General features: G+C 72.0%; 16 protein-coding genes. 5 read left to right on the top strand and 11 right to left on the bottom strand.

The window, feature by feature from the left end; translation table 11 throughout:
• Window positions 1–11: 11 nt before the first annotated feature.
• Window positions 12–2,042, bottom strand: a complete 2,031-nt coding sequence (gene malQ / locus FHS13_RS04800) for a 4-alpha-glucanotransferase (RefSeq protein WP_184288145.1) — start codon at window positions 2,040–2,042, stop codon at window positions 12–14.
• 189 nt (window positions 2,043–2,231) lie between these two features.
• Between malQ and FHS13_RS04795 the strand changes: the two genes are divergently transcribed.
• Window positions 2,232–3,470 (top strand): MFS transporter, encoded by a 1,239-nt coding sequence (locus tag FHS13_RS04795; protein ID WP_184288142.1) that lies wholly within the window; start codon window positions 2,232–2,234, stop codon window positions 3,468–3,470.
• Between the two features lie 20 nt (window positions 3,471–3,490).
• Here FHS13_RS04795 and FHS13_RS04790 read toward each other — a convergent pair whose 3' ends face one another.
• Entirely contained in the window at window positions 3,491–4,927 is a 1,437-nt protein-coding gene (locus FHS13_RS04790; RefSeq protein ID WP_184288139.1) for an amidase, read from the bottom strand.
• A 168-nt stretch (window positions 4,928–5,095) separates the two neighbouring features.
• On the opposite strand from FHS13_RS04790, the gene FHS13_RS04785 reads away from it, so the two are divergent.
• Window positions 5,096–5,914 carry a nuclease-related domain-containing protein gene (locus tag FHS13_RS04785; protein ID WP_184288136.1) on the top strand — a complete coding sequence of 273 codons (819 nt, stop codon included), beginning with the start codon at window positions 5,096–5,098 and terminating at the stop codon, window positions 5,912–5,914.
• A gap of 198 nt (window positions 5,915–6,112) precedes the next feature.
• A complete protein-coding gene (gene ilvD, locus FHS13_RS04780) occupies window positions 6,113–7,975 on the top strand; it encodes a dihydroxy-acid dehydratase (protein WP_184288132.1) in 1,863 nt (620 codons plus the stop codon).
• Window positions 7,976–8,030: 55 nt separating this feature from the next.
• Here ilvD and FHS13_RS04775 read toward each other — a convergent pair whose 3' ends face one another.
• Together FHS13_RS04775 and FHS13_RS04770 are read right to left on the bottom strand one after the other, a co-directional pair.
• Window positions 8,031–8,237, bottom strand: a complete 207-nt coding sequence (locus tag FHS13_RS04775; RefSeq protein WP_184288130.1) for an FmdB family zinc ribbon protein — start codon at window positions 8,235–8,237, stop codon at window positions 8,031–8,033.
• Window positions 8,238–8,541: 304 nt separating this feature from the next.
• Window positions 8,542–9,042 (bottom strand): HNH endonuclease, encoded by a 501-nt coding sequence (locus tag FHS13_RS04770; RefSeq protein WP_184289127.1) that lies wholly within the window; start codon window positions 9,040–9,042, stop codon window positions 8,542–8,544.
• A 377-nt stretch (window positions 9,043–9,419) separates the two neighbouring features.
• Between FHS13_RS04770 and FHS13_RS04765 the strand changes: the two genes are divergently transcribed.
• Both FHS13_RS04765 and FHS13_RS04760 read left to right on the top strand, forming a co-directional pair.
• The gene (locus FHS13_RS04765) at window positions 9,420–11,507 is read left to right on the top strand and encodes a prolyl oligopeptidase family serine peptidase (protein ID WP_184288127.1); all 2,088 of its coding nucleotides are present in this window, start codon (window positions 9,420–9,422) and stop codon (window positions 11,505–11,507) included.
• Window positions 11,508–11,666: 159 nt separating this feature from the next.
• Complete coding sequence (locus FHS13_RS04760) at window positions 11,667–12,104, top strand: thioesterase family protein (protein WP_184288125.1); 438 nt, start codon at window positions 11,667–11,669, stop codon at window positions 12,102–12,104.
• Window positions 12,105–12,110: 6 nt separating this feature from the next.
• Here the strand turns inward: FHS13_RS04760 and FHS13_RS04755 are convergent, their stop codons facing one another.
• The 7 genes from FHS13_RS04755 to cobA all read right to left on the bottom strand — a co-directional run bounded on the left by FHS13_RS04755 (window position 12,111) and on the right by cobA (window position 23,370).
• Complete coding sequence (locus FHS13_RS04755) at window positions 12,111–12,629, bottom strand: globin (RefSeq protein ID WP_221442400.1); 519 nt, start codon at window positions 12,627–12,629, stop codon at window positions 12,111–12,113.
• A 148-nt stretch (window positions 12,630–12,777) separates the two neighbouring features.
• Window positions 12,778–14,442: an energy-dependent translational throttle protein EttA gene (gene ettA, locus FHS13_RS04750; RefSeq protein WP_184288122.1), complete on the bottom strand. Its 1,665-nt coding sequence runs from the start codon at window positions 14,440–14,442 to the stop codon at window positions 12,778–12,780.
• A 111-nt stretch (window positions 14,443–14,553) separates the two neighbouring features.
• Window positions 14,554–15,768: a DUF4192 domain-containing protein gene (locus FHS13_RS04745; protein ID WP_184288119.1), complete on the bottom strand. Its 1,215-nt coding sequence runs from the start codon at window positions 15,766–15,768 to the stop codon at window positions 14,554–14,556.
• Between the two features lie 91 nt (window positions 15,769–15,859).
• Window positions 15,860–17,215 carry a diguanylate cyclase gene (locus tag FHS13_RS04740; protein WP_184288115.1) on the bottom strand — a complete coding sequence of 452 codons (1,356 nt, stop codon included), beginning with the start codon at window positions 17,213–17,215 and terminating at the stop codon, window positions 15,860–15,862.
• A gap of 524 nt (window positions 17,216–17,739) precedes the next feature.
• Window positions 17,740–20,133 carry a YfjP family GTPase gene (locus FHS13_RS04735; protein WP_184288112.1) on the bottom strand — a complete coding sequence of 798 codons (2,394 nt, stop codon included), beginning with the start codon at window positions 20,131–20,133 and terminating at the stop codon, window positions 17,740–17,742.
• Window positions 20,130–22,022, bottom strand: a complete 1,893-nt coding sequence (locus FHS13_RS04730) for a GTPase (RefSeq protein ID WP_184288109.1) — start codon at window positions 22,020–22,022, stop codon at window positions 20,130–20,132. The genes FHS13_RS04735 and FHS13_RS04730 overlap by 4 nt, the downstream gene beginning before the upstream one ends.
• Window positions 22,023–22,092: 70 nt before the next feature.
• Window positions 22,093–23,370 carry a uroporphyrinogen-III C-methyltransferase gene (gene cobA, locus FHS13_RS04725; protein ID WP_184288107.1) on the bottom strand — a complete coding sequence of 426 codons (1,278 nt, stop codon included), beginning with the start codon at window positions 23,368–23,370 and terminating at the stop codon, window positions 22,093–22,095.
• Between the last annotated feature and the right edge of the window lie 184 nt (window positions 23,371–23,554).

The following is a 23,554-nucleotide window of genomic DNA, read 5'->3' as shown; positions in this document are numbered from 1 at the left end:
CTCCCCCCGGTTCACAGGGTGCGACCGCCGCCCTCCCCGACGGACCCCAGGGTGCGGCGTACGCGCGCCACCATGCGCGGGTCGGCGAACAGCTCGTCCACGAGAACGGGCTCGCCCTCGCCGTTGGTGAGCGGAATGCGCCAGTTGGGGTACTCGGTTCCGGTCCCCGGCTGGTTCTGCATGCGCCTCTCCCCCACCACGTCGGTGAGTGCCACGCCGATCATCCGGGCGGGGGTCCGCCCCAGGTAGGCGTGCAGGGCGGCCACCACGGCGGCCGGGTCGGCCACCGGGTCCACCTCCTCGTCCAGCAGGCCCAGCTCGGTCAGGAGGCGGCACCAGTTCGCCACCCTGGCCTCGGCCTCGGCCCTCTCCTCGTCCACCGGGCGACCCAGCAGTCCGAGGCGGTCGCGCAGCTCGACGTGCTCGGTGGACAGGAGGGAGGCGACCGGCGGCAGGTCGTGGGTGGCCACGGTGGCCAGGCAGTCGGAGCGCCACCGATCCGGGGCGCGGGGCGTGCCGTCGCGCTCCTGCTCGAACCACAGCACCGAGGTGCCCAGCAGGCCGCGGTCGGAGAGGTGGTCGCGCACCCACGGCTCCACCGTGCCCAGGTCCTCGCCGACGACCACGGCGTCGGCCCGGTGGGCGGCCAGGGCGAGCGTGCCCACCGTTCCCTCGTGGTCGAACCTGAGGTAGGTGCCCTGGTCGGGCGGGGCGCCCTCGGGCACGCACCACAGCCGGAACAGTCCCATGACGTGGTCGACCCGCACTCCTCCGGCGTGCCGCATCGCCTGTCCGAAGACCTGGCGCAGCGGGCCGTAGCCGAGTTCGGCCAGGCGGTGCGGGTGCCAGGGCGGCTGGCCCCAGTCCTGCCCCTTCCGGTTGAACTCGTCGGGGGGTGCGCCCACGTGCAGACCCTGCACCAGGGCGTCACCGAACATCCACGCGTCCGCGCCGCCGGCCTGGACGCCGATCGCGAGGTCGTGCACGACGCCCACACCCATGCCGCCCGCCTCGGCGGTGGCCTGCGCCTGGGCGAGCTGTTCGTCCAGGATCCACTGGATCCAGCGGTGGAACTCCACCTCCGGCCACCGGCGCAGCGCCTCCCTGCCGACGGCGTCCGCGCCGACGTCGCGCAGACGGGCGGGCCAGGTCCGGTAGTCGGTGCCGTACTCCTCGGCCAGCGCCGACCAGGTGGCGAACTCGACCAGGGGCTGCCCCTGGCGTTCGAGGTAGGCGTGCAGGGCGGCCTCGCGGCCGGGAGGCCTCGGCACCCGGAACAGGATCTCCAGGGCCGCGCGCTTGGCCGCCCACACGGCGTCGCGGTCGAGCAGGTCGGCGGTGCGCCCGCGTTCGCGCAGGGGGCGGGCCAGCCGCTGGATGCCCTCGCGCTGGGCGGGGTCGAGCCGGGTGTACTCGGGGATGTCCTCGACGCGGATGTAGAGGGGGCTGGCGAAGCGGCGGCTGACGGGCAGATAGGGCGAGGCGTGCAACGGGGGCACGGGCTCGGTGGCGTGCACGGGGTTGATCAGGGTGAAGTCGGCACCGAGGTCGCGGGCGCACCAGTCGACGAGTTCGGAGAGGTCGCGCAGGTCACCGGTGCCCCAGGAAGCGCGTGAGCGGACACTGTAGAGCTGGGCCATCACCCCCCACAGTCGTCTGTCGCCGCGCAGGGCCGAGGGCTCGATCCGGTCGGGGACCACGAGCAGGGGCGCGGTGTGCTCGGCACCGCCCGCGGTGACGCGCAGGGTGTGCACGCCGAGGGGCAGATCGGGCCCCAGGGCCGACAGGGAGCCGTCGGAGGCCTCCACGGTGGCGTGCGCGCCCTCGGGAAGCACCAGGCCGGGGGCCTTGCCCTCCCGTGTGACCACCGCGGGCGGGAGCAGGCGGGCCGCCGGCGGCGGCGCGTCGGGGTCCGCGCCCAGGGCGGCCAGGACATGGCGGATGGTGTCGGGGCCGACGGGGACCCTGCGCCCCCGCCAGTCCTCGTAGCTCGTCGCGACTCCGTACTGCTCGGCCACGCGGTCCAGCTGAACGTCCCTCACAGGATCCGATCATGCCCCAACAGGTGCTCCGTACACCGGAGGACGGACCGGCGTGGGGCCGCGAACCCGGGAACCTCCGGGAGCGTCTGCCGCAGCAGGAGTGCGACACGGTGCGACACGGAGGCAGAAACGCTGGTCAGAGTGTAAATCCTGTCGCCGTTTGTCCTCTCTTTGCGCATAATCTTTGATGTGCTCTCCAACTACCGCCGGCTCTTCGCCGTGCCCCATGTGCTGTCCCTCCTGGTGTGGTCCCTGATCGCACGCTTCTACACTCCGGGGCTGATGATCGCCGTCACCTTCCTGGTGGAGGACTGGACCGGCTCGTACTCGCTGGCGGGGTTGGTCGCGGGCGCGTTCACACTGGGCATGGCGCTGGTGGGGCCGCTGCGCGGACGGATGGCCGACCGCGGAGGCACCGACACACTGGTGCTGGTGTGCGGCGTGGTGTTCACTGCGGGGTTGCTGGTATTGGCGTGGCTGCCGGGATCGCTGTGGTGGCTGTCCCTGCCGCTGGCCCTGGGCACCGGCCTGTTCGGCACCCCGGCGAACCAGGTCGTGCGGGCCCTGTGGCCCCGACTGACGCACGGACCCGAGCGGCAGGCGATCTACGCGGCCGAGGCCACCACGCAGGAGCTGCTGTTCGTGTTCTCGCCGATCCTCACCGCCGGCGTGGTGGCCTTCGCCGGCTCCCGCTGGGCACTGGTGATGCTGTCCTTGCTGGGTCTGCTGGGAGCGGTGGGGTTCGCGCTGGCACTGCGCCGCGCTGGCGTGACGGGCCCGGCCCCGGCCGAACCCGCGGCCGGCGGCGGACCGGGCAGGCGGCGCAGCCTGCTGCGCCGTCCCGCACTGGTGGTGCTGCTGGTGATGTGCATGCTGATGGTCAGCGGGATCATGGGGGTGGACATGGTCATCGTGGCCTGGTCCAACGAGTTGGAGGCCCCCCACTACGTGATGGTGCTCGCCTCGGTGTGGGCGCTGGGGTCACTGGTGGGCGGCGCGGCCGTCGGCGCCATGCGCGGCCGCCCCCACCTGGTGCGGCGCTCTTTCGCGGCGGCGCTGGGCGTCGTCGTCCTGGTGCCCTTCGTGCCGCCGTTCACGGTGCTGCCCACCCCTCTGCTCATCGCGCCGCTGCTGTTCCTGTCGGGGCTGGCGATGGCTCCGATGCTGGCCGTGGTGATGGGCCGCCTCGGCGAGCTCGCCCCGGCCGACCGCAGGGCCGAGGCGTTCGGCTGGATGGCCTCCGCCCTCGGCGCCGGCGGTGCCGCGGCCGGTCCGCTGGCCGGCGCCCTCATCGACGGTTTCGGCATCGCGGGCGGCGTCGTGGGGGCGGGTGTCCTGGTACTGGCCGCCGCTCTGCTGAGCATCTTCGTCCCCGAACCCGAACCCGAGCCCGAGCCCCGCGGTGCCGTCCCCGCCCCGCAGGCCTGACCCCGGGTCCCGGGCGGCGCTCAGTGGTGCCACAGGGGCGGGGCCCGGTGGGACCAGGGGCAGGCCTGCTCCAGCTGGGCGGCCAGGGAGAGCAGGGTCCCCTCTCCACCGTGCCGGCCGGTGAGCATGGCGCCGATCGGAAGGCCGTCGGGTGACAGGTGCAGGGGGAGACTGACCGAGGGGCGGCCCGAGACGTTGTGGACCGAGGCGAACGGGGTGAACTCGTTCATCAGGCGGAACTCCTCCTCCGGACCGCCGCCGGTGAAGTGGCCGATGGGTACCGGCGGCAGGGCCAGGGCGGGTGAGAGCACCGCGTCGTAGGGCTCGGTGGCGGCGGCGAGAGAGCGCACGCCCTGCTGGAGACGGCCCCAGGCGGCCATGAGAACGGGCACCGGAGTGGCGCGGGCGCGCTCGCGCAGCCAGCGGTTGACCGGTTCGAGCTCGTGCTCGCGGGCCGGGTCGACGGGCACGGCCGAGGCCATCGCGGTCCACAGCACCCGGAAGTCGTCCCTGTAGGTACCGCCGAAGTGGGCGTCACCGGGTTCGGGGATCTCCTCGACCCGGTGTCCGAGGGCGTCCAGGAGCCGCAGCGCCTCCTCGTGGGCGGCCAGCACGTGGGGGTGGACGGGGATCTCCGCCGATCCTGTGTGCGCGTAGTGGCCGATGCGCAGGCGGCCGGGTTCCCTCGCGGCGCAGGCGGTGAAGGTTCCTCCGGGCGGCGGAGGCGGGGCCGCGTGGTGGTCGCCGGAGCCGCTGCCCGACATGGCGTCCAGCACGAGGGCGGCGTCGAGGACCGTCCGGGTGAGGGGGCCCGCGGTGGCCAGGCCCATGAGGTCGGCCCTGCCGGGACCGCCCGAGACCCGCCCCCGGGTGGGTTTGAGGCCGACGAGGCCGCAGGCGGAGGCGGGGATGCGCAGGGAGCCGCCTCCGTCGCTGCCGTGGGCGACGGAGGCCAGGCCCGCGGCGACGGCAGCGGCGGAGCCGCCGCTGGAGCCGCCCGGGGACAGGTCGGGGTTCCAGGGGTTGCGGGTGGGCGGGGCGACGGAGTTCTCGGTGTAGCAGGTGGAGCCGAACTCGGGGGTGTTGGTCTTGCCGAGGAAGAGGGCGCCCGCCGCGCGCAGGCGCGCGACCGTTCCCGAGTCGGCGGGCGCGGGGGCCGCCGAGGCGGTACGGGAGCCGTAGGTGGTGGGGACACCCGCGACGGGGTCGAGGTCCTTGACCGCCAGGGGGACGCCCAGGAGCGGAGGCAGGTCGCCCGATGCGTCCATGACCCGCTTCTCCGCTTTACGGGCCTGATCCAAAGCCATTTCCTCTGTGACCGCAACATACGCTCCCAGAGCCGGATCAAGCCGTTCCACCCTCTTCAGGTAGTACTCGGCGATCTCACGAGGAGACAGTTCACGACTTCTGACCAGGGCAGCCACACGGTGGGCCGAAAGGTCATGGACGAGGGTCATGCCGACCCAGGTTAGCGGGCACGGCACCGGGAACCACGGTGATGGAGCAGAAGTTCTCCGAAGCGATCGGCAGAGTTTTCTTCCTTCCCCGTCCAGGTCCGCCGAAAACCGGCGGGCACCGGGAGCAGGGCAGGAAGAGCACGGGAAGCAATGCACTAGGACTCGGGTATGGAACGACACCATCTGGCCGACGTGGAATCGGCGAACAAGGAGCACCCGCCACGGCAGAGGTCCGAACCGAAAAGGCCGGAGGAACTCTTTTTCCGCAGCAAGCGCAAGAATCCGGACGTCTCAGGCGCGAAGGCCCTGTACGGAGCCCTCAAGGAACACGAGACCGCCTACAAGTGGGCCGTCCGGCTCGGCGCGGCCGCCGTGGTCACGCTGGTCGTCGGCCTGGTGCTGGCCGACCTGCTCCTCGGCGCGCTCTTCGGCCTCGCCGTGCTGGTCGGCATCACCTCCTACCAGTCGCGCCGTGAGTCCGAGGTCCCCCGCTGGCGCAAACCCTCCGCCGCCCAGCGCAAGACCGAGGCCCAGCTCAAGGTCATGAAGCAGCTGGGCTACCGCGTGCTGCACGCGCGCGCCGTCCCCGGCGGCAACGGGCAGATCGACCACTTCATCGTGGGGCGTCGCGGCGCGTTCGCCATCGACTCCGAGTCCTGGGACAAGCGCCTGCCCCTGTACAACAAGCTGGAGAAGCTCTACCACGGCCGCTTCAGCAAGAACGAGCGCATCGACGAGGCCCTGGAGGAGGCCAAGCGCGCGGAGGAGCTCATCAGCAAGGAGCTCGGCCGCCCGATCAAGGTGCGCGCCTCCCTCGCCATCTACGGCCCCGGCATGCCGTGGGACAGCCACCGGCTGCGGGGCGTCGACATCATCACCGGCACCAAGGTCCGCAAGTGGCTGCGCACGGGCCGGGACCGGCTCACCGAGGAGGAGATCGAGGAGATCTACCAGGCGGCCCAGAAGGTGCTCCGCCCCCGGTACTGAACCTGCTCCCGGGGCCCGGAAAGGCGTGTCCGCGCGCCTCTCCGGGCCTTCTCCGTGCCCGCCTCCGGCCGGAGATGGGCACGCCGGAGCACCCACGTCTCATTATCCGGATGCTCCGTCTTTCCCATCGAGACCGGACCGCTCCCCCGGGGCGACTACCATCGGAGGGAAACACTCGTCACGACGGGAGTCAGCCCCATGCCACCCCTACGCTCACGCACCGTCACCCACGGCAGGAACATGGCAGGCGCGCGTGCCCTCATGCGCGCCACCGGCGTGGAGCGCGAGGACTTCGGCAAGCCCATCGTCGCCGTCGCCAACAGCTTCACCCAGTTCGTTCCCGGTCACGTCCACCTGCGCGAGGTCGCCGACGTGGTCGCCGACTCCGTGCGCGCCGCCGGCGGCGTCCCGCGCGAGTTCAACACGATCGCCGTCGACGACGGCATCGCGATGGGCCACAGCGGCATGCTCTACTCGCTGCCCAGCCGCGAGCTGATCGCCGACGCCGTCGAGTACATGGTCAACGCCCACTGCGCCGACGCCCTGGTGTGCGTGTCCAACTGCGACAAGATCACGCCCGGCATGCTGCTGGCCGCACTGCGCCTGAACATCCCCACGGTGTTCGTCTCGGGCGGCCCGATGGAGGCCGGCAAGGTCACCGTGGTCGACGGCACCGCCACCACCGTGCGCAAGCTCGACCTGATCAACCCCATGATCGCCGCGGCCGACGAGAGCGTCTCCCAGGCCGAGCTGGACGAGATGGAGGAGGCGGCCTGCCCCACCTGCGGCTCCTGCTCGGGCATGTTCACCGCCAACTCGATGAACTGCCTCACGGAGGCGATGGGCCTGGCCCTGCCCGGCAACGGCACCGTCCTGGCCACGCACACCGCCCGCCGCGCCCTGTACGAGGACGCGGGCCGCCTGGTCGTGGAGGCCGCCAAGCGCTACTACGAGGACGACGACTCCTCGGTCCTGCCGCTGTCGGTCGCCACCCCGGCCGCGTTCGGCAACGCCATGGCCCTGGACGTGGCCATGGGCGGCTCCACCAACACGATCCTGCACCTGCTGGCCGCCGCCACCGAGGCCGGTGTGGACTTCGGCCTGCCCGAGATCGACGAGGTCTCCCGGCGCGTCCCGTGCCTGTGCAAGGTCGCGCCCAACACCGACAAGTACCACATCGAGGACGTCCACCGGGCCGGGGGCATCCCCGCCATCCTGGGCGAGCTGGCCCGCGGCGGACTGCTCGACACCTCGCTGCCCACGGTGCACGGCAAGACCGTCGGGGAGTTCATCGCCGACTGGGACATCGCCTCCGACACCGTCCTGCCCGAGGCCGTGGAGCTGTTCCACGCCGCTCCCGGCGGGCGCCGCAGCACGAAGGCCTACTCCCAGAGCACCCGCTGGGACAGCCTCGACAGCGACCGCGAGAAGGGGTGCATCCGCTCGGTGGAGCACGCCTACACCAAGGACGGCGGCCTGGCGGTGCTGTTCGGCAACCTCGCCCCGGACGGCGCCATCGTCAAGACCGCCGGTGTCGAGAAGGAGCTGTGGACCTTCTCCGGCCCGGCCAAGGTGTACGAGTCGCAGGAGGATGCCGTCGACGGCATCCTCGGCAAGAAGGTCGAGCCCGGTGACGTGGTGGTCATCCGCTACGAGGGCCCCAAGGGCGGTCCGGGCATGCAGGAGATGCTGTACCCGACCAGCTTCCTCAAGGGCCGCGGCCTGGGCAAGGCGTGTGCGCTGATCACCGACGGCCGCTTCTCCGGCGGCACCTCGGGCCTGTCCATCGGACACGCCTCCCCCGAAGCGGCCGCGGGCGGCGACATCGCCCTGGTCGAGGACGGCGACGTCATCAGCATCGACATCCCGAACCGCAGCATCGTGCTGGAGGTCCCCGAGGACGAGCTGAACACCCGCCGCGAGCGCCTGCTCAAGGAACTGGGCGGTTTCCGTCCGCGCGACCGCGAGCGCCCGGTGACGGCGGCGCTGCGCGCCTACGCCGCGATGGCCACCTCGGCCTCCACCGGCGCGGCCCGCGACGTGTCGCAGATCGAGAAGTAGCCTTCCGGCACGCGGAGGGGGCGGGCCCGGCCGGGCCCGCCCCCTCCTGTGTTCCTCAGGAACAGCAGCCGCCTCCGCAGCATCCGCCGCCCCCGCTGCCCGCGGGTTCGGCGGCGCGGCCGCCGACGGCGACCGTGGACAGCAGGCGTACCGTGTCGTCGTGCCCCTGCGGGCAGGCTGCCGGGTCGGCGGAGGCGGCCATCGGACGGGAGACCTCGAAGGTGTCGCCGCATTCGCGGCATCGGAAGTCGTATCTGGGCATGCCCCCAGGATACGACCGACCCCGTCGGCGGTTCCGCCCTCCGGCGCCCCGGAAGGGGCACCGGAGGGCGGAACCGCCGCGAGCGGGCCGGGTGGGACGCGGAGAGTCCCCGGCCCTTTCGCCAGGTCCTGTTTTTTGGATGCTCTCGCCGTATCGGCGGAGCCGATCCCCCGGCGAACGGCCGACCAGGTGTTCCCTTGCGAGGCGGGGAGCGCAGCTCGGCCCGGTGGGCTTCGCAAGCTCTCCGACGCGGCAAGGGGGCACCTGGCGGCCGTGCAGCCCGAGATGATCCAAAAAACAGGGCCTAGGCCGCGAGGTGGGCCATGTACGGTTCCCACTGCGGGTCACCGTGGAGGTCGCCGTTGATGAGCCGCCAGTGCGGTCCCTTGGGCACCTTGGGCGTCACCTGCAGCTCCCAGCCGAGTTCGTCCAGGAACTTGTCGGCCTTGCGGTGGTTGCAGGGCTTGCACGCCGCCACCACGTTCTCCCACACGTGCGCACCGCCGCGGCTGCGGGGGATGACGTGGTCGATGGTCTCGGCCTTCCTGCCGCAGTAGCCGCAGATGTGGCGGTCCCGCCGCATCAGCGCCATGCGGGTGAGGGGGACCCTGCGGGTGTAGGGGACGCTGATGTAGCGCCTGAGCCGGATGACGGACGGCACCTCGTAGGAGCGCGTCGCCGAGTGCAGGAGCTCCCCGGCTCCGTCCTTGTGGACGACCTCCGCCTTCTCCCTCAGGACCAGCAGGACCGCCCTGCGGAGCGGCAGTGTCGTCAGTGGTTCGAAGCTGGCGTTGAGCAGCAGCACGTGTCGGCGGGCGGCGCCTGCACCGCCCTCCCGGCTGCCCCGGGTGCTCATCGCGTCACCCCGGCCGTCGGCGTCGACGGCCGTGTCCTCTCCCCCGCCGGCCGAACCGCCGGTGGGGAGACCTCCCTCTGCGCCGGTTCGGGAACCAGCGATTGCCTATGCTTTGCCACACGGACCTCCCGGTGGTGCCGCCGAGTTGCGTCCCGCACTCAGTTTGCTTGTTCGGAGCGTCTCGGCGCCACCCCAATTTGCGCCGCGCCGCCCAGAAAACACGTGCCGTCGCCTTTTCCGGACAAAGGACAGGCTCGTGAAACCCTGTTCCATGTTCCTGTCGCGTTGTACGGCCAGGGGAGATAGCGGTGGATAGAGTGCGAAGCATGCCTGAACTCCGCTATCCCTCGGCCGAACGTCTCGACCTCGTCGAGAATCTGCACGGCCATGCCGTCGCCGACCCCTATCGGTGGTTGGAGGACGCCGGTTCCGCCCGCACCAAGGAATGGTCAGCCGCCCAGGACACCCTGTACGCCGAGGCCTCCGCCCGGTACCGGGGCCGGGAGCGCTTCGCCGACCGCATACGCGCCCTGATGGGCGCCGGAGCCGTGGGTGCCCCGGTGTGGCGGGGCGAGCGCCGCTTCTTCGGCCGCCGCACCGCCGAGCAGGAGCACGCCGTGCTCTACGTCCAGGACGGTGACGGACCCGAGCGCCCCCTGATCGACCCCGGTGCGATCGATCCCGAGGGCCTCACCACCCTGGACGCGTGGAAGGTCGACCCGAGCGGGCGGCTGCTCGCCTACCAGCTGTCCGAGGGCGGCAGCGAGGAGTCGGTCCTGCGGGTCATGGACGTCGACACCGGCGAGACCGTCGACGGCCCCGTCGACCGGGCCCGCTACAGCCCCGTCGCCTGGCTGCCCGACTCCTCCGCGTTCTACTACGTGCGCAGGCTTCCCCCCGAGGAGGTCCCCGAGGGCGAGGAGGACTACCACCGGCGCGTCTACCTGCACCGGCTGGGCAGCCCCGCCGACCAGGACGTCCTCGTCTTCGGCGAGGGCCGCGACAAGACCGAGTACTTCGACGTCTCCGTGAGCCGGGACGGCCGCCGGCTGATCCTGTCCGCCTCCAAGGGCACCTCCCCGGCCACGGATCTGTGGATCGCCGACCTGGCGGAGGGAGATCCCGGAGCGCCCCGGCTGGTCCCCGTCCAGGAGGGGGTGGACGCCTACCTGTCCGCGCACGTGGGCCGGGACGGGCGCATGTACCTGATGACCGACCGCGACGCCCCGCGCGGCCGCCTGTGCGTCGCCGACCCCGACTCCCCGCAGGAGTGGACCACCCTCCTGCCCGAGGACCCCGGTGCGGTGCTGGAGGACTACGCGCTCCTCGACGGCCCCGGCATGGAACGCCCGGAGCTGCTGGCGGTGTGGAGCCGCCACGCGGTGAGCGAGATCTCCCGGCACGACATGGCCACCGGCGAGCGCCTCGGCATGCTGGAGATGCCGGGCCTGGGCAGCTCCGGCCCACTCATGGAGCGCCCCGAGGGCGGGCACGAGGCCTGGTTCGGCTACACCGACAGCACGCACCCCTCGTCGGTGTACCGCTACGACGCGACCAGCGGGGAGGTGTCCCTGTGGGCCGCGGCCCCCGGCGACGTGGACCTGCCCGGGGTGCGGGTGGAGCAGGTCGCCTTCACCTCACGGGACGGGACCGAGGTGCGCATGCTGGTGATGGCGCCCGAGGAACCCGCCGACGGCCCTCGGCCGACCATCCTGTACGGGTACGGGGGCTTCCGGATCTCCCTCACGCCCGGCTACTCCGCGACCGCTCTGGCCTGGGTGCGCGCGGGCGGCGTGTACGCCGTCGCCAACCTGCGCGGAGGCCTGGAGGAGGGCGAGGAGTGGCACCGCGCCGGAATGCTCGCCGACAAGCAGAACGTCTTCGACGACTGCGCCGCGGCGGCCGAGCACCTCGTCGCCACCGGGGTCACCGACCCCGAGCACCTGGCCGTCATGGGCGGAAGCAACGGCGGCCTCCTGGTGGGCGCCATGGTCACGCAGCGGCCGGACCTGTTCGCGGCCGCCGTCTGCTCGGCCCCGCTGCTGGACATGGTGCGCTACGAGCGCTTCGGGCTGGGCCAGCTGTGGAACGTGGAGTACGGCTCGGCCGACGACCCCGAGCAGCTGGGCTGGCTGCTGGGCTACTCGCCGTACCACAACGTGGACAAGGGCACCCGGTACCCGGCCACCCTGTTCACCGTGTTCGACAACGACACCCGGGTCGACCCTCTGCACGCGCGCAAGCTGTGCGCTCTGATGCAGTGGGCCACAGGGGCTCCGGCCGACGACCGGCCGATCCTGCTGCGCCGCGAGGCCGAGGTCGGGCACAGTGCGCGCTCGGTGAGCCGCAGCGTGGCGCTCAACGCGGAGCAGCTGGCGTTCCTGGCCCATCACCTGGGGCTCTCCGCCGACTGACCCGCGGGGGCCGCGGGGCCGGGTCCCGGCCCCGCGGCCCGCTCGGGAGAGCAACGACACAGCCCGGGGGCGCATCCGGCCGCATGTTTCCCACCGGACCGCTGGGACAATCGAAATGTCCGTGAAACCCCAGGTGGGCAGCGTGAGAGGAACCAGGAAGTGACACAGACCGAGGCCGCGGCGGCCGATACCGGATCCAAGCGGCACGTACACCTGGCCCAGGTCCGCTACGCCGACCTCGACCCCCAGCACCACGTCAACAACGTCCGGATGCTCACCTACCTGGAGGACGCGCGCATCTCGTTCCTGCAGTTCGCGCTCGGGCCCGGGGACGACGGGTTCTTCGGCGCGACGGTGGTCGCCCGCCAGGAGGCCGACTACGTCGCTCCGCTGCTTCCCCGGACCGAGCCCGTCCGCGTGGAGCTGTGGGTGACCGAGGTGCGCAACGCCAGTTTCCACATCTCCTACGAGATCCTCGACGACGAGAAGGTGTACCTGCGCGCCCGCACGGTGCTGGTCGGCTTCGACGTGCCGACGCAGAGCGCCCGCCGGCTCAGCGACCGCGAGCGTGAGTTCCTCGGCCGCTACCTCGTCTGATCCCTCTCATTTGAGGGAGATGGTGACGGCCTCACCGTCGTCCCCCTCGTCGTCGGAGGACACCGACACCCGTGTCGGATTGTCCACGCGGGGAGGCCGGACCTCCTCGGGAACGTTCATCAGGCTGTGCGCGGCCGTGACCATGTACTCCCACAGCTGGCGTTCGAGCACCTCGGGCAGGTCGAGGGAGTCCACCGCGTCGCGCATGTGCTTGAGCCACAGGTCGCGTTCGACCGCCCCGATGCGGAAGGGTACGTGACGCATCCGCAGCCGCGGGTGCCCTCGCCGCTCGTTGTAGGTCCGGGGGCCGCCCCAGTACTGGATGAAGAACAGGCGCAGCCGCTCCTCGGCGGGGCCCAGGTCCTCCTCCGGGTACATGGGGCGCAGCTGGGGGTCGTCGGCCACGCCCTCGTAGAAACGGCGGACGAGGCGGACGAAGGTCTCCTCGCCGCCCACCGCCTCGTAGAACGTCATACGCACGGGCTCCTCGCCGGGGCCCTGCCGGTCATCACGTACGGAAGTCATCGCTCCCAGGGTATGCCACTTCCGCGTGCTCGGGCCGGGCCGTGGGGAGCGGCCCCGGGGGCCCTTGGACTCTTCCCGGGAACGCTGCGGCCCCTCCCCCGTCGGGGGAGGGGCCGCAGCGGGTGTTCGCGGACCGGACGTCCGCGGATCAGTCGCGGGTGAGCTTGCGGTGGGTGACCGCGTGCGGGCGCGCGGCCTCCGGGCCCAGGCGCTCGATCTTGTTCTTCTCGTAGGACTCGAAGTTGCCCTCGAACCAGAACCAGTTGGCACCGCCCTCCCACGCGAGGATGTGCGTGGCGACGCGGTCGAGGAACCAGCGGTCGTGGGAGGTGATCACGGCGCAGCCCGGGAAGTCCAGGAGCGCGTTCTCCAGCGAGCCGAGGGTCTCGACGTCCAGGTCGTTGGTGGGCTCGTCCAGGAGCAGCAGGTTGCCGCCCTGCTTGAGGGTGAGCGCCAGGTTGACGCGGTTGCGCTCACCGCCGGAGAGCACACCCGAGGGCTTCTGCTGGTCGGAGCCCTTGAAGCCGAACGCGGCGACGTAGGCGCGGCTGGGGATCTCGACCTTGCCGACCTGGATGAAGGTCTCGCCGTCGGAGATGCTCTCCCAGACGTTCTTGCTGTCGTCGATGCGGCCCCGGTACTGGTCGACGTAGGAGATCTCCACGGTGTCGCCGATGGTGATGCTGCCCTTGTCGGGGGTCTCCTCGCCGACGATCATCTTGAACAGCGTCGTCTTGCCGACACCGTTGGGGCCGATGACACCGACGATGCCGTTGGGAGGCAGGGAGAAGCTGAGGTCGTCGATGAGCACCCGGTCACCGAAGCCCTTGGTGAGGTTCTTGACCTCGACGACGGTGTTGCCCAGGCGCGGACCCGGAGGGATCTGGATCTCCTCGAAGTCCAGCTTGCGGGTCTTGTCCGCCTCGGCGGCCATCTCCTCGTAGCGCTGGAGGCGCGCCTTGCTCTTGGTCTGGCGGGCCTTGGCGTTGGAGCGGACCCACTCGAGCTCGTCCTTGATCCGCTTGGCGCGCTTGGCGTCCTTCTGGCCCTCGACCTTCAGGCGCGACTGCTTGGTCTCCAGGTAGGTGCTGTAGTTGCCCTCGTAGGGGTAGAACTGGCCGCGGTCCAGCTCGAGGATCCACGTGGCGACGTGGTCGAGGAAGTAGCGGTCGTGGGTGATCGCGACGATCGTACCGGGGTACTTGGCCAGGTGCTGCTCCAGCCAGTTCACACTCTCGGCGTCGAGGTGGTTGGTGGGCTCGTCGAGCAGCAGCAGGTCGGGCTGCTCCAGGAGAAGCTTGCACAGGGCCACGCGGCGCTTCTCACCACCGGAGAGCTTGGTGACGTCGGCGTCCCCCGGCGGGCAGCGCAGCGCGTCCATCGCCTGTTCGAGCTGGCTGTCCAGGTCCCAGGCGTTGCGGTGGTCGAGCTGCTCCTGCAGCTTGCCCATCTCCTCGAGCAGGTCGTCGGAGTAGTCCGTCGCCATCTGCTCGGCGATCTCGTTGAAGCGGGTGAGCATCGCCTTGGTCTCGGCGACGCCGTCCTCGACGTTCTCCAGAACCGTCTTGGCGGGGTCGAGCTGGGGCTCCTGGGCCAGCAGCCCCACGGTGAACCCGGGCATGAGTCGCGCCTCGCCGTTGGACGGCTGCTCGATGCCGGCCATGATCTTCAGCAGCGTCGACTTACCAGCGCCGTTGGGGCCAACGACACCGATCTTGGCTCCGGGCAGGAACGAACCCGAGACGTTGTCCAGGACGACCTTGTCGCCGTGCGCCTTGCGCACGTTGTTCATGGTGTAGATGTACTCCGGCATGCCTCCAAGCCTAGGCCGTCGGGGACCGTGCCCCTGCCACAGAGGGCCTCGGGGCGGTTCCGCTCCGGCTCCGGGAAGGTCCCGGGCACCCCCGCCCCTGTCGCGCACCGCTCACTCCTGCGGATCCCCGCCGTGCTCCCCCGGCCGCTGCGGCGCGAACTCGCGCCACCGCTCCACCGGGAGCCCCCAGGCCAGGGCCCGGCCCATGAGCCTGGCCATCGAGTACTCGGGGTCGGCGGCCAGCGCGACCCCGACCGCCGCTGCCGCGAGCGTGTTGTCGTGCTGCTGCCAGGCGGCGACCGCCAGCAGCGAGGCCGGTGCGGCGCGCTGGTGCTCGGGCAGGTGGCGGGTGAGCCTGGCCCACAGCTCCTGGTGGACGGAGGCACTGTGCTCCGTGATGTCGGCCCAGGCCGCGTCCCGGACCCGTATCCGGGTGAGGTGGACACCGAGCCAGGCCAGCTCCTCGGGGCCGGTGAGGCCGCGGCCCCGCCCCTCCTCCTCGACGGCTCTGCGCACCGCCGCGAGTCCGCGCCGGATGAGGACCTGCTCCCTGCCCTCGGCCAGCATCCTCCCCGCCAGGGACACCGCTTCCTCCGAGGCCGCGTCCTGCTCCGCCCTCGCCGGTCCCCGCAGCGGTTCCAGGATGCCGCGCACCCTCTCCAGGTCTGCCACGGTGTCCTTGAAGGACGGCACCGGGGCGATGCCGCTCAGAACGGCGTCGGCGGGGACCGGGGAGCTGTCGACGTTGACGACGGTGCCCTCCGCCGGACAGCAGGAGGGGATCGGACAGGTGTAGGACCAGTACCGCCCCTCGGTGACCCGCAGGGCGTCGACGACCGTGACACCGCACTCCAGCGCGGCGGTGCGCACGGCGTCCACGTAGGGGGTGACCTGGAGCGCCGGCCCGTAGGCGACCACGAGCACACCGGCGCATCCGTCGGCGACGACCTGCTGGAGCAGGGGCCGGGCCCTGCGCACCGGGTCCACGTCCCGGTACCTGCTGTCGAGGGCGCCGCAGTAGGCGGTGTGGATCCCCTCGCCGCGGATCGCCAGGACGACGATCCCCGGATCGGGGGGCTCTCCCACGAGGTAGGGCATGGTGGCGATGATGTCGGTGGGGTTCCTCAGCTTCAGGCGCGCGGGCGGAGCCGCGCTCCGGCGGGGCGGCGGCACCCGCGAGGGCGCACCGCCGGACGGGGGCCTGTCCGCGGAGGCGCCGTCCGCCGGGCGGGGGCATCCGCGCGGCAGCTCCGGAAGGGCTTCGGAGGCACGGGGGGAGGGGTCGGGGTCGGAGGGGCCGGGGGATCGCTCCTGGTCGAAGTGCATGTATTCACGGTGCGTGATCGAGGCGATGCGCGCAACCGGTCGGAGTGGGGCTGTGGAAAACCGCCTCCGGTGGAGGACGGGACGGAAGTTCCTAGGAGCCGCTCGGCGGGTCCACCTCTCCCCCGCTGCGGGAGCCGGGGATCCTGCCCTCCGGAGCCGTCCGGCCCGCAGGCATACACACCCGGTTGCGGCCGGTCTCCTTGGCCCGGTAGAGGGCGAGGTCGGCGGCGGTGAGCAGCTCCACGAGGTCGTTGCCGTGCTCGCCGACGACCGCGACGCCCACGGAGATGGTGACGGACACCGGCACGTTGTCCACCGTGATCTCCATGGACCCCACCTGGGAACGCAACCGTTCGGCGGCCTGCCACGCCTCCCCTGTGTCGGAGCCGGGCAGGAGCACCACGAACTCCTCGCCGCCGAAGCGCCCGAGCAGGTCGGACTGGCGCAGCTGCTGGGCGATGGTCGTGGCCACCCCCAGCAGCACCTGGTCGCCGAACAGGTGCCCGTGGGTGTCGTTGACCCGCTTGAAGTGGTCGATGTCGACGATGAGGACCGCCGCCCGGCCCCGGGTGGAGCGGGCCCTGGCGATCTCCACGGAGGCCTCCTGCTCCCAGGTGGGCGCGTTGAGCAGTCCTGTCTTGGGATCGGTGCGCACGGCCATCTGGAGCTGCTGGTAGAGCAGGCTCCGCTGGAGCAGCAGCACCGGCGGAACCGCGATGACCAGGAGGTACAGGGAGAGGTGGGCCAGGATGGCGATGGTGACGCCGACGCACAGCTCGACGCAGTCCACCGTGACGGCCTCCCGGTCCCAGAGGGGGCGCATGCCGTGCCTGGAAGGGTTGCTGATGCGCGCGGCTCCGGCGACGATGAGGGTGTTGAGCACCGTGAAACCGGCGCAGCACAGGAGTGCGACGACGACTCCCGGACCGCTGGCGAGGGCCTCGACGGCCTCGGCGTCGCCCCTCAGGCCTCCGACGAGGCTGCCGCTCCAGACGGAGTACCAGGTCACGGAGACCAGGAAGCTGGACAGCCCCACGGAGGCCGCGGTGAAGACCCGCCGGTGCACGAGGGTCTGCCGGGTCCGCTGCTGCAGGAGCAGGTAGACCGGGATCGGAATGATGAGCGAGTACAGCGGGGGCAGCAGGAGGACCACCGGGAACCACCAGGCCCCCAGCAGGTCGCGGTTGAACCCCGCGGGTGTGGGCACGCCCAGCCTGCGGCTGCCCTCCACGCAGATCGCCGCCCCGGCGACGAACGCGACGAACGTGAGCAGGTCCATCGCCGAGAACTCGGTCATCGCGAACGCCATGCCGAACAGGAACAGCGCGGTGAGCAGCACCAGCCCCATGTACACGACGAGCCGCCCGGGCCCCTGGAGGATCGGCCGGCGCGACCGCCCATCGGGGGCGCGCTCGATCGGTGCCGTCGGCTTCTCCGAGATACTCACGGTTCCGTCCTCCTCTCCGCTGTCACCCTCTGCCATCCGTCCCTCACACCGCTTCTGATGGGTCGCCACCCCTTCACGGTTCTTCCTTCGACGGGTCTTTCTCGCCCGGCGTTCCTCTGCTGCCCCTCCGGGTCTCGGCTTCTCGTCGGGTGTCCGCGGAGGAGCAGAGGCGGGACACGAGCGGACACTCCCACACTTTACATTACGTTGGGTAATAGACTAATTGCTTATTGTGTGAGAATCGCAAGCGATGGACCTTTTCGGGGGGACCAAGTTCCCCGAAGGGGTTGGCGAGAGGGAAGTTCTAGGGCATTCTGCTCTGGGGTACGGCGGTAGCCACTCAGGCACGGAGCGTCGAACATTTGGCAACTCCGATCGCCGCACCCCGTCGGCACTCGACAGAAGGAGTACACATGGTCACCTCTGGCGCCACTTGGATCTGAGATCCGCTGTCCACATGAGACGCCCGGGGGCGGACGGCATCCACACCGTCCGCCCCCGGGCCCCTGGGTCCGGCCCTCGGATCAGCCGCCGATCCCCCTCGCCACCTCGTAGGAGGCACGGAACTCCTGGTAGCGCGCCAGTTCGGCCTCCATCGGCTGCACCACCCGCTGCGCCGCGATCTCCCTGATCCGCTTCTCGGCGGCGCGCTCCACCTCCTCCCGGCGCTGCACCGCCGCCACCTCCACGAGGTTTCCGCAGCCCACACCGGTCAGCCAGCCCGCCAGCAGCGCCGCCACGACCAGCGCGGAGGCGTAGGCGAGGAACACCGGGTCGTCGAACAGCTCCAGCCCGGTGATGCCACCGCCGATCCAGCTCACCAGCGCCACGACCGCCCACAGCAGTCCCGCCCCGGCCGTCGCCGCCAGCGCGTACTGGGCGGACCTGGCAACGCCCCACCAGGACGGGGTCTCGCGGGCATCGCCCACCGCGGAGGAGACGGCCTCCCCCAGTTCCGCCGGCAGTTCGGGCACACCCGTGCGCGCGGCGGCCCGCATCCGGCGCCGCCACATGTCGGGCATCTCCTCGGAGACCGTGTCGGCGACCTCCCCCAGGACCTTCTCCAGCTCTGCCTCGTGCGCGTCGACGGGGCCGCCGACCGCGTGTTCGCCGTCCTTGCGCAGGAAGTCGAGCTGCACGGCCGCGAGCGGGTCCTTGCGCAGCTTGGCCACCGCACGAAGGACCGGCCAACCGACCTGGCGCCGGCCGCGCCGCACGTCTCCCGCCTCGACCCCGTCGGCGACCGCGTCGACCCCGGCCGCCTCGGCCAGGCCCTCCTGGACGCGGCCGTGCACCTCCTCGGGCACGACCGCCGGGACCTCCTTGCCGTGGAACTCGGCGAAGGGCTCCACGATCTGGTCCAGGTCCGCGACCAGGCGGTCGACCTGTGCCCGGCGCTCTCCCACGGCCTCGGCCAGGAACTCGCGCAGGTCCCGGATGCCGTGGTCGGTCACGGTGGAGGTGGTCAGGACCCGCGGGTGCACCCCCGACTCCGTCTCCAGCAGGCGCCGCAGGTCGGTGAGGAGTTCCTTGAGCTCGTCCGGCTCCACCCTGTCGACCTGGTTGAGGACGGCGACGGTGACCGCACCGTGCCCGGCCATCTTGGCCAGGTAGCGGTGGTGGACCGCCGCGTCGGCGTACTTCTGCGGGTCGAGCACCCACACGAGCAGGTCGACCGAGCCGATGAGCCGGTCGGCCTCCGCCGTGTGCATGCTGCGCACCGAGTCGTGGTCGGGCAGGTCGAGCAGGACCAGACCGGTGAGCGGGGAGTCCCCCGAGTCCAGGACACTGGTGCGCGAGTGGCGGTAGCGGGTGGGAACACCCAACCAGCTCAGGAGTGCGTCGGCACCCTCGTGTCCCCACACGCAGGCGTGCGCCTTGGAGGTGGTGGGCCGGGTGATCCCCGTCTGGGACAGCTCCAGCCCGCACAGCGCGTTGAACAGGGAGGACTTTCCGCTGCCGGTTCCGCCGGCGAGGGCGACGACGGTGTGCTCGGCGGACAGGCGGAGGCGCGCACCCGCGTGGTCGAGCAGCTTTCCGGCCCGTTCGGTGAGGTCCTGGGGCAGGTCGGAGCGGCCGATCTCGACGAGGGTGGAGAGCGCGTCGAGCCGCTCGATGAGTTCGGCCCGGGTGGTACTGCTGGTGTGCTCCCAGCGGTCGTGCGTGGTCGGCCGGTACTCGTCCTCGTCCTCGTCCGCCGAGGTGTTCGGCCCCACGGCCCGGAAGGCCCCGGAGACCGCAGAGGGGCCGGGAACCCGCCGGGGCAGGGGGGCGGACGCGTCGTCCTCGGCCTCGGAGGCCTCGTCCGGGCCGGGACCGGGCACCCGCGCGGAGGCACCGGGCCGGGTCGGAGCGTCGGGACCGACCGCTGTCTCCGGCCCCGCGGCCGTGTCCTCCGCCGCCCGGGTTTCCTCGACCTGCCCCTCCTGCGGTTCGGGGCGGGCCGGAGGGCGTTCGCCCTCCGCTCCGCGCGCCGCCGGCGGAACGGTCGCGAAGGTGCCGCTGGTACGTCCGGCGATCCGGGTGTCGTCGGCGGCCTCGGCGAGACTGCCGACCCAGCCGGCGAGGCCGTCGGGGTCCTCCTCCTCGCGGGGCGCGCGCCGTTCACGGCCGGCCTCGGCCGGGGGCCGCGCGTGTCTGCCCGACTGCTTCTGGGGCTGGACGGCGGCGGGGTCCTGCGCACCGCCCTCGTCGGGACGCTCCTTGGGAGCGCCGGAGGGGTAGCCCGCGATCCCGTCGTAGGAGGGCTCCTCGGAACCCTCGCCGACGTGCGCGTGCTCCGGATGTTCGGGAACCGGCATGGTGTAGCCCCGCCACGGGCCCGTCCCGGAGGCGGTCGGTCCGTCCCGACGCGCCTCCTCGGACTCGGCCGCTTCGGGGTCCACGTGCGCATGCTCGGGATGCCTGGAAGTCGTCATCGTGCTATCTCAAGGTTGTACGTGGCCTGGTAGAGCTGTACGGCGGTGTCCTCGGAGGGGATGCCGGCCGACGCCAAGGCGCTGTCGAAGGGAACGCGCTCCCGCTGGAGCAGTCCGAGGACGCGGCGGCGCAGGTTGTCCCGCGCCGTCGCGCCGATGCTGCGGAGCGACTGGGCCCCGAACAGCCCCTTGAGCAGGCGCTGCGGAGATGTCCCGGAGGTGTCCGCCGCGTGTGCGCCGCCTCCGGAGTGGGACTGCTCGTAGCCGAGCAGGTCGATGATCAGGATCAGGGTGACGATGTCGGGGTCGAAGGTGACGAACCTGGCCACGGAGCGCTTGGTCGCGCCGCTGGCGGTCGTCATCTCGGCGATCTCGCGCTGCCATTCGGCGATCTCCTGGCGGGTCTGCTGCGCCAGGAGCCCGGTGCCGGGCTGGTTGAGCGCCCGGGAGGCCATCGCCTGGCCGCCGGGCACCTCGCGCCAGCGGCCCTCGATCTCCTCGGAGGCGTGCTCGCAGGCGGAGACCACCAGGGCCTCCAGGGCGTCGCGGACCGCGTCCTCCAGCGCGGCGACGCGCTGGCCCCGTTCGGCCTGCTCGGCGCGGCCGCTCCTGCGGGCGCGCTTGCCGCGCAGGCTGCGGGCCAGCTCACCGCTGGCGGCGACCTCCTGCCAGCGGGCCAGCAGCGGCCCCCGCAGGAGGGAGCCGTCGCCCAGGCCCGTGTCGATGCGCCGGCGGGCGGTGGCGTAGGCGTCGTCGACGGCGCTGCCGAGCGCGCGGCCGGCCTCGATCTGCGCCTCGACCTGGCGGGCCAGTTCGGGAATGCGCGTGCGGAAGCTGTCGATGACGCCGATGAAGGTGCGCCGGGAGACCCGGTCGCGCTGCTCGGCCTCCCCCGCCACGTCCGCCAGGAACTCGCGGATGTGGTCGGCGACGTTGGAGGTGAAGCGCTCGCCCTGGATCTGATCGGTCTCGGGGATCGCGAACCGCGTCGCGCCGCCCAGGCCGTTGGCCTCCAGCATCGCGCCGAAGTGGTCGAGCAGCTGGCGGCGGCCCTTGCGGGGAACGCGGGAGAGCACGACCGAGAGAGAGGTGTCGCGGTCCCGGGCGACCTGGAGGAACTCCCACACCCGTGCGTCGGCGTAGCGGGTGCTGGTGGTGACGAAGACCCACAGGTCGGCGGCGTCGAGGAACTTGGCCGCGAACTCGTGGTGGGCCGCGACGGCCGAGTCGACGTCGGGCGTGTCGAGGAGCGCCACCCCCGGCGGCATGGCCTCCGTCGCGGCGAGGACGAGCATGCCGTCCTTGCCCGGCATGGCCAGGCCCTGCTGCCGCACGCGCGGCAGCGACGGGATGAAGGACGCCTCGCCGAACCAGTCGACGTCGGCGGGGTTGCACGCCAGGACCGGGCTGTTGGTGGTGGGCCGGCGTACGCCGGTGGTGGTGACCTGCTCCCCCACCAGGCTGTTGACCAGCGTGGACTTGCCTGCCCCGGTGGAACCGGCGACCGCGATGAGCAGCGGGATGTCGGGGCGGCGGACCCGGGGCAGGACGTAGTCGGTGAGCTGGGCGAGCACGTCGGCCTGGAGGACGCGCCCCTCCTCCGACCCGGGCAGCCCTTCGGCGAACTCCAGGTCGCGGATCTGTCTGCGCAGCGTCTCCAGGATCTGTTCGAAGCGGCCGTCCTCCGGGGCGGGGGCACGGTGCTTGGCCGGTCCGGCGGGAACCGGGACGGTGGGCCCCCGGCGGGCCTGGGCTATGGCCCTGGGGTCCTCACCCGGTCCGGGTGCGGAGGCGTGGGAATGCTGGTCCGAGGTGGCGGCCGGTCCGGTACCGAACCGGCCGGTGGGACCGGATCCGGAGGTGTCCGGAGCGGCCGACGGCCGGGTCATGATCGGTGTGCCCTCCTCATCGCTGCTGACGTTCCCGCCGGAACGAGCGGTACACGCCGTCGACGGGGTACTACTGGAGATCGCGCCCGGTCGCCAGTCTGGATACGAACTGGTTACCTGTGTGCAGTATCTCAAGTTCCCGGGCTGTTGTGACCACATCTCCGATGATCACCACAGCCGGTGACCGGACACCGGCCGACCTGGCCGCGTGCGCGATGGTCGCCAGCGTACCTGTCAGAACCCTCTGTGAGGGCAGTGTTGCGTCTTGAACCACCGCGGCGGGAGTGTCGGCGTCCCGTCCGCGGGTCGCCAGGAAGTCGGCCACGGCGGCCAGGCTCTCCGTGCCCATGAGTACGACGACGGTTCCGCCGGACCGGGCCAGTGCCTCCCAGTCGACGGTCGAGCGGGGGTCGCCCGGGGGGACGTGGGCGGAGACGACGTGCAGGTCCTGGGCCACGCCGCGGTGGGTGGCGGGGATGCCCGCGGCCGCCGGCGCCGCGAGCGCGCTGGTCACGCCGGGCACCACGGTGACGGGGACTCCGGCGGCGGCGCAGGCGGCCGCCTCCTCGCCGCCGCGCCCGAACAGGAAGGGGTCGCCCCCTTTGAGGCGGACGACGAACTTCCCCTGCCTCGCCCGGTCGACGAGGATCCGGTTGATCTCCTCCTGCGCCATGGAGCGCCCGTAGGGGACCTTCGCGGCGTCGACGATCTCGACGTCGGCGGGCAGCCCGTCCAGGAGCGAGGTCGGGGCGAGCCGGTCGACGACCACGACGTCGGCCTGGGAGAGGAGCTGCCGGCCGCGGACGGTGATGAGGCCGGGGTCGCCGGGGCCGCCGCCGACCAGCGCCACTCCGGCGAACCGCTCGCGGCCCCGGCGGACGTCGAGGGTTCCGTCGGCCAGGCCGCCGACGACGGCGTCGCGCAGACCCGCCGAGCGACGGGGGTCCCCGGAGGCCACGACCCCGACGGTGACGCCGTTCGCGCTCCCGGAGGCGGGCGTCCAGGCAGTGGAGGCGTGCCGGTCGTCGGCGCGCACGCACCAGATGCGGGCGCCCTCGGCCTCCTCGGCGACGGCGGCGTTGACCACGGGGTCGTCGGTGGCCGCGTGGACCAGCCAGTAGGGGGGAGCAGCGGGCCCGGCGACGTCACCGGGCTCGTAGGTGCGCCGGAGCCAGGTGATGCGGCCGCCGTCGGCGAGGTCCTCCAGCGCTGCGGACACGTCGGGGGCGACGAGGGTGACCCGCGCACCCGCTTCCAGGAGCACGGGGATCCGGCGCTGGGCGACCCTGCCCCCGCCGGCGACGAGGACGTCGCGGCCTTCCATGCGCAGACCGAGCATATAGGTCATGGGACGCGCCCTTTCCGGTCGTCCGTTCCGGTCCCCGGCAGCGGCGGCGGGATCCCGAGGGGAGGGGAGATTCACCAGTGATTGCTTCAACGTACCTTGTCAGCACGTTGTTACGTGCTCGTAAAAAAGGGGGGTGCGCCGGATGGAGGGCCGCCCGCACCGCCGATCCGGGTGCGGGCGGCCT

It is taken from the genome of Nocardiopsis algeriensis (genome assembly GCF_014203695.1).
Lineage (GTDB): Bacteria > Actinomycetota > Actinomycetes > Streptosporangiales > Streptosporangiaceae > Nocardiopsis > Nocardiopsis algeriensis.
This window is presented reverse-complemented; position numbering and strand designations above follow the sequence as displayed.